Raw genomic sequence first — 12,461 nt, 5'->3', positions numbered from 1 at the left:
GGAACCATCATGCCCGAGTCTGCGGAGTATGTTCAAGCAAGTGGAAACCACTCCGCAAAAGTTGGCGCATCGATTTAACGGCTTAGAGCGAAATCTGACGCTAGTTTGAATTCACTTTTCGACAGCCCGGCGGCGGTACACAAGCGTACTGAGAGGCCGGATCTGTTTCCTGGGATGAGGGGAGGGACGGGATGGCAAAAACCGTCCTGATCGTGGAGGACAACGAGCTCAACATGAAGCTCTTTCGCGATCTGTTGGAAGCGCATGGCTATCAGACCTCCGGCACCAGCAACGGTTTCGAGGCTCTCGATCTCGTCCGCAAGCTGCGCCCCGATCTGATCCTGATGGATATCCAGCTTCCGCAAGTGTCCGGCCTCGAAGTGACGCGCTGGATCAAGGACGATCCGGAGCTGCGCGCCATTCCGGTGGTTGCCGTCACCGCCTTTGCGATGAAGGGCGACGAAGAGCGTATCCGCGAGGGCGGCTGCGAGGCGTATTTGTCCAAACCAATTTCCGTCGGCAAATTTATCGAAACCGTGCGGCGTTTTATCGGGTAGGAGTGAGTTTCGATGTCTGCGCGTATCCTTGTCGTCGATGACGTTCCCGCGAACGTCAAGCTGCTGGAAGCTCGTCTGTCGGCCGAATATTTCGACGTGCTGACGGCTTCCAACGGCGTCGAGGCGCTCGATATGTGTTCGCGCTCCGAATGCGACATCATCCTGCTCGATGTCATGATGCCCGACATGGACGGTTTCGAGGTCTGCCGCCGGCTGAAGTCCAATCCGGCCACCCATTTCATTCCCGTCGTGATCGTCACCGCGCTGGACAGCCCGTCCGATCGCGTTCGCGGGCTGGAAGCCGGCGCCGATGATTTTCTCACCAAGCCTGTGTCCGACGTCGTGCTGATCGCGCGCGTTCGCTCGCTGACGCGGCTGAAGATGATGACCGATGAGCTGCGCATGCGCGCCATCACCTCGCTCGAGATCGGCATGGAAGCGCCCGAGCGTAGCGCGATCGCCGACAAGGGCGTCGGCGGGCGGATCCTGCTTGTCGACGACCGGCCGTCATCCTACGATCGGCTGGCGCCGATCCTTTCCGCCGAGCATACCATCGACGTCGAGACCAATCCGGCGGAGGCACTGTTTCACGCCGCCGAGGGCAATTACGATTTGCTGATCGTTTCGCTCAGCCTCGAAAATTACGACGGCCTGCGGCTGTGCAGCCAGGCGCGCTCGCTGGAGCGCACCCGCCAGTTGCCGATCCTCGCCATCTCCGATGCCGACAACAACGCGCGGCTGCTGCGCGGGCTCGAAATCGGCGTCAACGATTATCTATTGCGCCCCGTCGACAAGAACGAATTGCTGGCGCGGGCGCGCACCCAGATCCGCAAGCGGCGCTACACCGACCATCTGCGTGACAACGTGCAGAATTCGATCGAAATGGCGATCACCGACGCGCTCACCGGCCTGCATAACCGCCGCTACATGGAAAGCCATCTCTCGACGCTCGCCGAGCAGGCCTCGAGCCGCGGCAAGCCGCTGGCGCTGATGATCCTCGACATCGACTTCTTCAAGTCCATCAACGACACCTACGGCCATGATGCCGGCGACGACGTGCTGCGCGAATTCGCCGTGCGCATCCGCAAATCGATCCGCGGCATCGATCTCGCCTGCCGCTATGGCGGCGAGGAGTTCGTCATTGTGATGCCGGAGACCGACCTGACGGTGGCCGGCATGGTCGCCGAGCGCCTGCGCCGCTCGATCGCCGGCGAAACCTTTGCCGTCAACAAGGGCACCAAGCGCATCGATGTCACGATCTCGATCGGGCTGGCGACGCTGGACCACAAGGGCGAGTCGGTCGCCGACGTGCTCAAGCGCGCCGACATGGCGCTCTATCGGGCGAAGCATGACGGACGCAACAGGGTGGTTTCCACGGCGGCCTAAACTGTCGTCCCTGCGAACGCACTGCGTTCGCAGGGACGACGACGGAGAAAGCCTCAAGAAGCAGTTTTTGACTGCCGTTTTTTTGCCGTGCGTTTATTCGCAGGACCGCCACCCACCTTCACCCCCGCATTCCTCAGCAACACCGTGGCCGCTTCCTTTGCCGCCCGCGCCATCGCCGGATCATTGCGGACGAGGTCCTGCGCGATCGAACCATCGACCAGCAGAGCGAGCTGGGTTGCGAGCGCTTCTGCTTCTGCGACGCCGAGCTGCACCAGCAGGTCGCGAAACCAGAGGCGGCGGCTTTCCTTGAATGCGACCGCAACCTTCCGGACCGTCCGGTCTTCGCCGAGTTCGGCAACCGCATTGACGAACGGACAGCCGCGAAAATCTTTTGCCGAAAAACGCCGCTCCAGCGAATCGAAGGTGCCGAGAATCTGCTCGACCGGCGACTTGTCGGAAGGCCGCGGGGCCACGAAGCGGCGAGCCAGGTAGGCTGAGATCAGCGCGTTCTTGGATGGAAAGTGATTGTACAGCGTGCGCTTGCTGATGCCGATCTCGGCGGCGATGGTGTCGACGCCGACCGCGCGAATTCCCTGCAGATAGAACAGCCTATCCGCGGTCTCGAGAATCCGGTCCTTCATGTCAGGTTTGGCGGGCAGGGTAGCCATGCGAATGCGCGGGTCACCTTGGCTTGACAGCAGCATCCCCTTATAGCCTAGTTACACAGGTCTGTGTACCCATTTCAGATATCAGTTGCAGGATGCGGCATTCGAATCGCGCCCCTTGGGGAGAATAAAAACAATGGCCCTGCTGCAAATCCTGCGTCCGACGCTGCCCATCCTGATCGGCGCGTCCATCATGCTCACGCTCAGCATGGGCCTGCGGCAATCGCTCGGCCTATTCATGCAACCGCTGACGCAGGACATCCGGATTTCGGTCTCGGATTTCACGCTGGCGCTCGCGGTGCAAAATCTCGCCTGGGGATTTTTGCAGCCGTTCGCCGGCGCGCTGACGGTGCGCTACGGTTTTCGCACCATCATGGTGGCGGGCGCTCTGCTCTATGTCGCCGGCCTTGCCTTCATGGCGGGTGCCAATGGTTTTCTCAGCGTCATGATCGGCGGCGGCGTTTTGATCGGCATGTCGCTGGCCTGCACCGCGGCGGCGATTGCGATGTCGGTCGCGGCCCGCGCGGTGCCGGCGTCGGTGCGCTCGACGGTGCTCGGCCTGGTGTCGGGTGCGGGGTCGCTCGGTGCGCTATTGTCGGCGCCGATCGGGCAGATGCTCAACGAAGGTTATGGATGGCGGATGGGCCTTGCAGGCTTCGTGGTGCTGTCGCTCCTGATGATTCCCGCGGCCTGGTACGCGGGCAGGGTAGACAAGATTCCGCTGCCCAAGCCCGCCGATGACGAGATCGGCAACTCTTCGGCCAGCGTCGCGACCAAGATCGCGTTCTCCAACGCCTCTTTCGTGGTGATGACCGGCGCCTATTTCGTCTGCGGCATGCAGCTCGTCTTTCTCACCACGCATCTGCCGTCTTATCTGGCGATCTGCGGGATGGACCCGATGCTGAGCGCGCAGACGCTTGGCATGATCGGCGGCTTCAACGTGCTCGGCAGCATCTTCTTCGGCTGGGCCGGCGAGCGCTGGAACAAGCTGGCGCTGCTCGGCGGCATCTACATCTTCCGCTCCATCGCGCTCGCCTGGTATTTCACGCTGCCGCCGACGGCGGCGACCACGCTGCTGTTCGGCGCCATCATGGGCTTTCTGTGGATGGGTGTCGGCCCGCTGGTCGCGGGCGCAGTCGCCGAGATGTTCGGCCTGAAATGGCAGGCGATGATCCAGGGGCTCGCCTTCATGAGCCACCAGGTCGGCAGCTTCCTCGGCGCCTTCGGGGGCGGGGTGCTCTATGACGCGCTTGGCTCCTACACCATGGCGTGGCGGATCGGCGTAGCTCTCGGGCTGGCGGGCGGCATCATCCAGGTCGCCTTCGCGCTGATTCGGCCGAGTCAGCCGCCGCAGATGCAGACGGCGTAGGGCGTCGATAGCCGTCATCACCCGCCACCGGGTCGGCGCATTCGCGCCGCCCGATGAAAGGCTCCGGCGGGTGATCCAGTACGCCGCGGCTTCTCGATTGATAACCACCGGCTCTGGAATACTCGGCGGATTGATCAAGCCGGCGATGACACTTATGCGTGGAGCGGCCATGTCGGGCGCAAATAAAAACGGGGCCACAAGGCCCCGTTTGATCCATCGGCAACAAGCCGAACCTTATTTGATCTTCGATTCCTTGAACTCGACGTGCTTGCGCGCGACCGGGTCGTACTTCTTCTTGACCAGCTTGTCGGTCATGGTGCGCGAGTTCTTCTTGGCGACGTAATAGAAGCCGGTATCCGCCGTGGAAACGAGCTTGACCTTGATGGTGACCGCTTTGGCCATGTTCAGAACCTCAAATAGGGGGATATCGGGCGCCGGCCAAATCGGCCTGCATTTGCGCGCAACCTAGCTTCTGATCGCCCAAAGTCAAGGTTTTCGGGGCAAAAACCCGCTTGAAGCAGGGCAATTAACCTTCAAAGAACCGGTTTTTCGGCCTCGGCAGCCCCAAATTCTCTCGCAGCGTCTTGCCCTCATACTCTTTCCGGAAAATCCCCCGCCTCTGCAGTTCCGGCACCACCTTGTCGACGAAATCGTCCAGCCCCGCGGGGAGGAACGGGAACATGATGTTGAAGCCGTCGCTGCCGCGGCCGGTCAGCCATTCCTCCATCTGGTCGGCGATCGTCTGCGGCGTACCGACAAAGGACAGTCCGCCATAGCCGCCGACGCGCTGGGCGAGCTGGCGCACCGTGAGCTTGTCGCGCGCGGCAGCGTCGACGAGGCGCTGGCGGCCGCTCTTGGAGGCATTGGTTTCAGGGATCGGCGGCAACTGCCCGTCGGGATCGAAGCCGGAGGCGTCGGTGCCGAGCTGCACCGAGAGCGAGGCGATGGCGCTGTCGTAATGCACCATGCTGTCGAGCTTTGCCCGTTTCTCCTTGGCTTCCTCGACGCTGTCGCCGACCACGACGAAGGCGCCGGGCAGGATCTTCAGGTGTTCGGGGTTGCGGCCGATCTTCTCCATGCGGCTCTTGATGTCGGCATAAAGCTTTTGTCCGTCGGCAAGGCTGCCGCCGCCGGTGAACACGGCTTCCGCGGTCTCGGCCGCGAGCTGCTTGCCGTCTTCCGACGCGCCGGCCTGCACGATCAGCGGCCAGCCCTGCACGGGGCGGGCGATGTTGAGCGGCCCGCGCACGGACAGATATTTTCCCTTGTGATCGAGCACGTGCATTTTCGCGGGGTCGAAATAAAGGCCTTGTTCGACGTCACGCACGAAGGCGTCGTCGGCGAAGGAGTCCCACAAACCCGTAACCACGTCGTAGAACTCGCGCGCCCGCTTGTAGCGCTCGGCGTGCTCCATGTGGTCGTCGAGCCCGAAATTGAGCGCAGCGTCCGGATTGGAGGTGGTGACGATATTCCAGCCCGCACGCCCGCCCGAGATGTGGTCGAGCGAGGCAAAACGCCGGGCAACATGATAGGGCTCGTCGAACGTCGTCGATCCCGTCGCGATCAGGCCGATATGTTCAGTGGCGCCGGCCAACGCCGACAATAGCGTGAACGGCTCGAACGAGGTCACCGTGTGGCTGCGCTTGAGCGCATTGACCGGCATGTTCAGCACGGCGAGGTGATCGGCCATGAAGAAGGCATCGAACTTGCCGGCCTCGAGCTTCTGGATCAATTGTCTGATGCGCGGGAAATTGAAGTTGGCATCCGGCCAGGCACCGGGATAGCGCCACGCGCCGGTGTGAATGGAGACCGGCCGCATGAACGCGCCGAGCTTGAGTTGCCGCTTTGTCATCGCGCCGTTTCCGTGCTGGTTATTGTTGGGGAAGAGATAGGCACGGGCGAGGGTTGCGCCATTAGGGGCGCGCAGAAGAATATTTTGTTTTTGCGTGCTCCATCGACATCGTCATTCCGGGGCGACGCGCAGCGTCGAGCCTGGAATGACGGGAGGGCCTTACGCCCCCAGCACGTCCTTCTGCATCTTGCCGCCGTAGAAATGGAAGAACGGCACCGGTGCGTCATGGCACAGCGGACCGGTGGCGAGGCGGCGGTCGAGTTCGGCGAGCACGTTCTTGGTCATGGCATGCGCGTCGGCGAGCGGCTGCGAGCCGATCTCGACCCACACCAGTTCGACCAGTTCGGCATCGGCATGGATCACGCCTTCGACGCGATGGGCAATGGCGGAAGCATCCGCGGTGAAGAAGCGCGTATCGAAACGGCGGACGCGGCCGGGCGGGGTGATGGCGCGGGCGACCAGAAACAGGCCGGACGGATCGGGCAGCAGGCCTGCTTCCGCGAACGGCTTCCAGGCGCCGTCGAGCTTCACGGGCTTGTCGACCTTGCATCCGAGGCAGAGACCGGTCTCCTCGCAGGCCTCGCGGATCGCGGCGACCGCAAGCGCCCGCGCCCGCGAAGGCGCGATCTTCGGGCTGCCCTTGAGCAGGTTGGCTTCGAGCTCGGCGGAAATCGGAGCGGCAACGGGAATGCGGTTGTCCGACTTGTCGACGCGGCCGCCGGGGAAAACATATTTGCCCGGCATGAACACCACCTTGTCGTGGCGCTTGCCGACCAAAACCTTCGGCTTGTCGCCGGCGCGATCGATCAGGATCAGCGTGGCTGCATCCTTGGGCCGGAAATAGGGATGGTGATCGGCTTCTTTTCCTTCTTGTACGGCAGTCGCGACGTCGTTCATCCCATCCCCATTTTTGGTGCTCTTGTTGCTCCCGGTTTAGCTAAGTGGATACCGGTTCGCGTAAAGAAAACGCGTCAGAATCTAGAGCTTCGGTTCTGATTCAATCAGAACCGAAGCTCTAGACCGGTGGAATGTCGCCAGGGCCATTCTCGTCAAAGCCGTGCATGCGGAGCGCCCACTGGATGCCGACCACCGCGCCCTTGATCGGCTGCAACAGCAACAGCGATAAAAGGAATGTCACCGGCAGGTAGATCGCCAGTTGCAGCCATACGGCCGGCGAGAAATTGGTTTCGATCCACAAAGCCGCCGGCACCACGATATGGCCGACGACGACGATCACGAGATAGGCCGGCAAATCGTCGGCGCGATGCGGGGTGAAGTCGAGGCCGCAGGCCGAGCAATTATCGGCGGTCTTGAGGAAGGCGCGAAACATCTTGCCCTCGCCGCAGCGCGGGCAACGGCAGCGGAAGCCGCGCTTCATCGCACTCCAGAGGTCGCGCTTCTCGGCCTGCACGGCGTCCCGGGTCCAGACTGTCGTCGCAGTGTTCACCGTTTCCATGACTTGCCTTTCTTCGACTTGCCGGGCTTGGCTTTACCGGACTTGCCCTTGTGGGCCTTGCGAACTTTTTCGCGTGGGCTGCGGCCCGGATGCGATTTCGACGCCTTCGAACCGTCGCGTTTTCTGCCGCGCGGAATGACCTGACCTTCCGACAACAACTCGAACCGCAGCGCACCAGCCACCGGTGCTGCTTCTACCAGACGCACGTCGACAACGTCACCCAGCCGGTGCATGGCACCGCTGCGTGAGCCGACGAGCGCGTGACGCGTTTCGTCGTAGTTGTAGTACTCGGTGCCGAGCGTGCGGATCGGGATCAGCCCGTCGGCGCCGGTATCCGAAAGCTTCACAAACAGCCCGGCGCGGGTCACGCCGGAAATACGACCCTGAAAACTTGCGCCGATGCGGTCGGCGAGGAAATGCGCGATCAGGCGATCGGCGGTCTCGCGCTCCGCCTTCATGGCACGGCGTTCGGTCACCGAAATCTGCGCCGCGACTTCGCTTAAGGTTTCCAGCGTCTCGATCTCCGGCAATGCGCCTTCGCCGAGACCGAGCGCGCGGATCAGCGCGCGATGCACGATCAAATCCGCGTATCGCCTGATCGGCGAGGTGAAATGCGCGTAGCGCCGCAAGTTGAGGCCGAAATGGCCGTAGTTCTCCGCCGAATATTCCGCCTGCGCCTGAGAGCGTAGCACCACCTCGTTGACCAGTGGTTCGTAATCCTCGCCGCGAACCTGGCCGAGCACGCGATTGAACAGGGCAGGGCGCAACGCGCCCGTTTTCGCGAATGGCAGGTCGAGGGTTTTCAGGAATTCCTGGAGATTATGAACCTTCTCCTGGGTCGGCTCGTCATGCACCCGATAGATAAGCGGCAACGCCTTCTTTTCAAGCATTTCGGCGGCGGCGACGTTGGCGAGGATCATGAACTCCTCGATCAGCCGGTGCGCGTCGAGACGCTCCGGCACGATGACGCGGTCGACGGTGCCGTCGGGCTTCAGCAGGATCTTGCGCTCGGGCAGATCAAGATCGAGCGGATCGCGCTCGTCACGTGCAAGCTTCACCAGCGCATAGGCGGTGTAGAGCGGTTTGAGGATCGGCTCCAGCAGCGGCCCAGTGGTATCGTCTGGGCGCCCGTCGATCGCAGCCTGTGCCTGCGCGTAATGCAGCTTGGCGGCCGAGCGCATCAGCACGCGATGAAAGCCGTGCGAGCGCTTGCGGCCGTCGGGGCCGATCACCATCCGCACGGCGAGCGCGCCGCGCGCTTCGCCCGGCACCAGCGAGCAGAGGTTGTTGGAGATGCGCTCGGGCAGCATCGGCACCACGCGATCGGGGAAGTACACCGAGTTGCCGCGTGTCAGCGCATCTCGATCGAGCGCCGAGCCGGGCCGCACATAGAAGGCGACGTCGGCGATCGCGACATGGACAATGTAGCCGCCCTTGTTGTTCGGATCGGGATCGGGCGCGGCATGCACCGCGTCGTCATGATCTTTCGCGTCGGGTGGATCGATGGTGACGAGCGGCAGCTCGCGCCAGTCCTCGCGGCCTTTCAGCGTCGCAGGCTCGGCGGCCTCGGCCTCGCGCAACGCGGACGGCGAGAAGACTTGCGGGATTTCGTGGGCGTGGATCGCGATCAGGCTGATCGCCTTTTCGCTCGACAGCGAGCCCAGCCGCTCCTTCACCTTGCCGGAGGCGAGCCCGTAGCCGCGCCCGCGAACGAGATCGACGCTGACGAGGTCGCCATCCTCGGCGCCGCCGGTATCCGATGGCGCGATGTTCAATTCGCGTCCGGCCTGCTTCTTGTCGACAGGAACGAGCCGGCCGCCGCCGCCAGGCAGGTTGCGGAAGATGCCGAGCTGGCGCGTGCGGGCCTGATCGATGATTTTGATGATGCGCCCGCGATAGGGGGCGACTTCCCCATCATCAGCCTTTTCGATCCGCAACAGGGCTCGGTCGCCGACACCCGCAGCGGTGCCCGGTTGCAGACGGCGCGGGACGTGGATGCGGATCTTCGGCGCGGGACCGTTTTCCTCGGTGTCCCATTCGGTGGGAGCGGCGAGCAATTCACCGTCGGTATCGCGGCCGGTGATGTCGGCGATCACGGTTGGAGGCAGGAGAGCGGTCTCGTGGATTTTCCGCCCGCGCTTGGTTACGGCGCCTTCGTCGGCGAGTTCGCGCAGGATGCGCTTCAGCTCGGCGCGGTCGGCATTCTTCAGGCCGAACTCGCGGGCGATTTCACGCGTCCCGATCTTGCCCGGATTCGCACGGATGAAGGCGACGATGGCGTCCCGGCTTGGAAAACCATTGTCGCTTTTTCTCTTCACTTATCCCCGGACCTTGCCCGCGCTCTTTTTCGCAGGCGTCTTGGGTGCAGGCTTCGCCGCCGATGTCTTGGCGGCGGATGCGACCGGAGCGCGCGCCTTGCTGACGGCTTCCGATTTCGGCTTCACTACTGCTTTCTTCGCTGCCGTCTTCTTGGCAGGCTTTGGCGCATCGGAAACGGCAGTTTTCGCGGCAGCTTTCTTTGGCGCAGCCTTCTTGGCGCCGCGCTTCGGCTTGCCGCCGCCCTTGGCGGCGCGCTCATCGATCAGCGCGATCGCCTCGGCGAGCGTGATCGTCTCGGGCGTCTTGTCGCTCGGGATCGTCGCGTTGACGCCGCCGGCGGTGACGTAGGCGCCATAGCGTCCGTTCTTGACAGCAACGCCGCCGAGGCTCGGATGCTCGCCCAGCGGCTTGCCCGGGTCGGCGCCAAAGCGGCGGCCGCTCGGTCCCTTGGCGATCTTCTCGGCGATCAGCGTCACTGCGCGATTGAGCCCGATATCGAACACCTCGTCGCCGGCTTCCAGACTCGCATAGGTCTTTTCGTGACGCACGAACGGGCCAAAGCGGCCGATGCCGGCGGTGATCGGCTCGCCGGTTTCCGGATGTTTTCCGATTTCACGCGGCAGCGACAATAGCTTCAGGGCCAGATCGAGTTCCATGTCGCCGGGCGACATATTCTTCGGGATGCCGGCGCGCCGCGGCTTTTCGCCCTCGGCATAGTCTTTCTGTTCGCCGAGTTGGATGTAAGGGCCGAAGCGTCCGGCCTTCACCGTCACGTCGAGATCGGTCTCCGGGTCCTTGCCGAGAACGCGATCGGCGCTTGCCTCAGAGTCGGCGGCCAACGGCCGGGTGTAGCGGCATTCCGGATAGTTCGAGCAGCCGACGAAGGCGCCGAACTTGCCGGCCTTCAAATTGAGCCTGCCGGTGCCGCAGGTCGGGCACTGCCTGATGTCGCCGCCATCGGCGCGGGCGGGGTAGATGTGCGGTCCCAGCATGTCATCGAGGGCGTCCAGCACTTCGGCGACGCGGAGATCCTTGATGTCGTTGACCGCGCCGATGAAGCCGATCCAGAATTCCTTCAGCACCTGCTGCCAGGAAATCTCGTTATTGGAAATGCGGTCGAGCTGTTCTTCCAGCGCCGCGGTGAAGTCATACTCCACATAGCGTGCGAAGAAATTTTCCAGGAACGCGACCACGACGCGGCCCTTGTCCTCGCCATGCAGCCGCTTCTTCTCGAGCTTGACATAGCCCCGGTCCTTCAGGACCTGCAGGATCGAGGCATAGGTCGAGGGACGGCCGATGCCGAGTTCTTCCATCCGCTTCACCAGCGAGGCTTCAGAGAAGCGCGGCGGCGGTTCGGTGAAGTGCTGGGTGACGGCGAGGTTCTGCCGCTTCAAGGCTTCGCCCTGGCTCATGGCGGGGAGGCGGCGGGAATCCTCGTCATCGCCGTCGTCGTCCTTGCCCTCCTGGTAGAGCGCGAGGAAGCCGTCGAACTTGATGACCTGGCCGCTAGCACGCAGTTCCAGCACACGGGAGCCGGCTTTCGCCGCGATATCCACGGTGGTGCGTTCGAGTTCTGCCGATTCCATCTGGCTCGCGATGGTGCGGATCCATATCAGCTCATAAAGCTTGGCCTGATCGGTATCGAGGCGCCGGCGCATCTCGGCGGGTCGGCGCGACAGATCGGTCGGGCGGATCGCTTCATGCGCTTCCTGCGCGTTCTTGGCCTTGGTCTGGTACTGGCGCGGCGCGTCAGGCACATAGGCGTTGCCATAATCCTCGCCAATCACCTTGCGTGCCTGCGTGATCGCGGAACCGTCGATCTGCACGCCGTCGGTTCGCATATAGGTGATGAGGCCGGTGGTCTCACCGCCGATGTCGATGCCCTCATAGAGCCGCTGCGCGATCCGCATGGTGTGTGCCGGCGCAAAGCCAAGCTTGCGGCTGGCTTCCTGCTGCAGCGTCGAGGTGGTGAAGGGCGCCTGCGGATTGCGGCGCGCGGGCTTTGCCTCGACGGTCGAAACCGTGAAGTTCGCCGCTTCGATCGCATTCTTGAGGTCTTCGGCTTCGGCGCCGGAGCCGATGTCGAGACGCTGGATCTTCTTGCCGTCGGCGCCGACGAGGCGCGCCTCGAAACTGTCGCCGCGCGGCGTGGTCAACGTCGCGACCAGCGACCAGTATTCGCGGGGAACGAATTTTTCGATTTCGAGTTCGCGGTCGCAGACCAGCCGCAGCGCGACCGACTGCACGCGGCCCGCCGAGCGCGCGCCCGGCAGTTTGCGCCACAGCACCGGCGAGAGCGTGAAGCCGACCAGATAGTCCAGCGCGCGGCGCGCCATATAGGCGTCGACCAGCGCACCGTCGATCTGCCGCGGCGCCTTCATCGCATCGGTCACCGCCTGTTTGGTGATGGCGTTGAACACCACGCGCTCGATCTTCTGATCTTTCAGCGCGCGCTTCTCCTTCATCACCTCCAGCACGTGCCAGGAGATCGCTTCGCCCTCGCGATCAGGGTCGGTCGCCAGAATCAGGCGGCTCGCGCCCTTCAGCGCCTTGGCGATGTCGTTGAGCCGGCCGGCCGCCTTGGGGTCGACCTCCCAGATCATCTGAAAGTTGGCGTCCGGATCGACCGATCCGTTCTTGGCAGGGAGGTCGCGGACATGGCCGAACGAGGCCAGAACCTCGTAGGAGGCGCCCAAATACTTATTGATAGTCTTGGCTTTCGCCGGCGACTCCACGATGACGATATTCATGTCATTCCAATGGCTTACGGGAAAAGATAAAGGCGGGTTCCGCGAGACTCGCGGCCCACCGATTGGACCCGAACATGGGTGGTGAGGCGGCCCCTGTCAAATCTACA

Annotated in this window: 10 protein-coding genes; 3 read left to right on the top strand and 7 right to left on the bottom strand. The window is 63.2% G+C overall.

Translation table 11 applies throughout. The features are described from left to right. The first annotated feature begins 191 nt into the window (after positions 1–191). Together V1288_RS30930 and V1288_RS30925 are read left to right on the top strand one after the other, a co-directional pair. A complete protein-coding gene (locus V1288_RS30930) occupies positions 192–557 on the top strand; it encodes a response regulator (RefSeq protein ID WP_027538546.1) in 366 nt (121 codons plus the stop codon). Between the two features lie 12 nt (positions 558–569). Then, a complete protein-coding gene (locus V1288_RS30925; RefSeq protein ID WP_334360625.1) occupies positions 570–1,943 on the top strand; it encodes a PleD family two-component system response regulator in 1,374 nt (457 codons plus the stop codon). A 53-nt stretch (positions 1,944–1,996) separates the two neighbouring features. On the opposite strand, the gene V1288_RS30920 is transcribed toward V1288_RS30925, so the two are convergent. After that, positions 1,997–2,611: a TetR/AcrR family transcriptional regulator gene (locus tag V1288_RS30920; RefSeq protein ID WP_442893877.1), complete on the bottom strand. Its 615-nt coding sequence runs from the start codon at positions 2,609–2,611 to the stop codon at positions 1,997–1,999. A gap of 133 nt (positions 2,612–2,744) precedes the next feature. On the opposite strand from V1288_RS30920, the gene V1288_RS30915 reads away from it, so the two are divergent. Then, positions 2,745–3,977 (top strand): MFS transporter, encoded by a 1,233-nt coding sequence (locus V1288_RS30915; protein ID WP_334360624.1) that lies wholly within the window; start codon positions 2,745–2,747, stop codon positions 3,975–3,977. A 234-nt stretch (positions 3,978–4,211) separates the two neighbouring features. Here the strand turns inward: V1288_RS30915 and rpmG are convergent, their stop codons facing one another. The 6 genes from rpmG to topA all read right to left on the bottom strand — a co-directional run bounded on the left by rpmG (position 4,212) and on the right by topA (position 12,354). After that, positions 4,212–4,379, bottom strand: coding sequence for a 50S ribosomal protein L33 (gene rpmG / locus V1288_RS30910; RefSeq protein WP_027537094.1), 168 nt, complete (start codon positions 4,377–4,379; stop codon positions 4,212–4,214). A 124-nt stretch (positions 4,380–4,503) separates the two neighbouring features. Beyond that, positions 4,504–5,829: an LLM class flavin-dependent oxidoreductase gene (locus V1288_RS30905; protein WP_334360623.1), complete on the bottom strand. Its 1,326-nt coding sequence runs from the start codon at positions 5,827–5,829 to the stop codon at positions 4,504–4,506. A gap of 159 nt (positions 5,830–5,988) precedes the next feature. After that, positions 5,989–6,726 carry an NUDIX hydrolase gene (locus tag V1288_RS30900; RefSeq protein WP_334360622.1) on the bottom strand — a complete coding sequence of 246 codons (738 nt, stop codon included), beginning with the start codon at positions 6,724–6,726 and terminating at the stop codon, positions 5,989–5,991. Between the two features lie 118 nt (positions 6,727–6,844). Continuing rightward, complete coding sequence (locus tag V1288_RS30895; protein WP_334360621.1) at positions 6,845–7,285, bottom strand: DUF983 domain-containing protein; 441 nt, start codon at positions 7,283–7,285, stop codon at positions 6,845–6,847. Then, entirely contained in the window at positions 7,273–9,603 is a 2,331-nt protein-coding gene (gene rnr / locus V1288_RS30890; protein ID WP_334360620.1) for a ribonuclease R, read from the bottom strand. The genes V1288_RS30895 and rnr overlap by 13 nt, the downstream gene beginning before the upstream one ends. Next, entirely contained in the window at positions 9,604–12,354 is a 2,751-nt protein-coding gene (topA, locus tag V1288_RS30885; RefSeq protein ID WP_334360619.1) for a type I DNA topoisomerase, read from the bottom strand. It lies immediately after the preceding gene. Positions 12,355–12,461: the final 107 nt, after the last annotated feature.

Origin of the sequence: Bradyrhizobium sp. AZCC 2176 (assembly GCF_036924645.1) — a bacterium.
Classification (GTDB): Bacteria; Pseudomonadota; Alphaproteobacteria; order Rhizobiales; family Xanthobacteraceae; genus Bradyrhizobium.
This window is presented reverse-complemented; position numbering and strand designations above follow the sequence as displayed.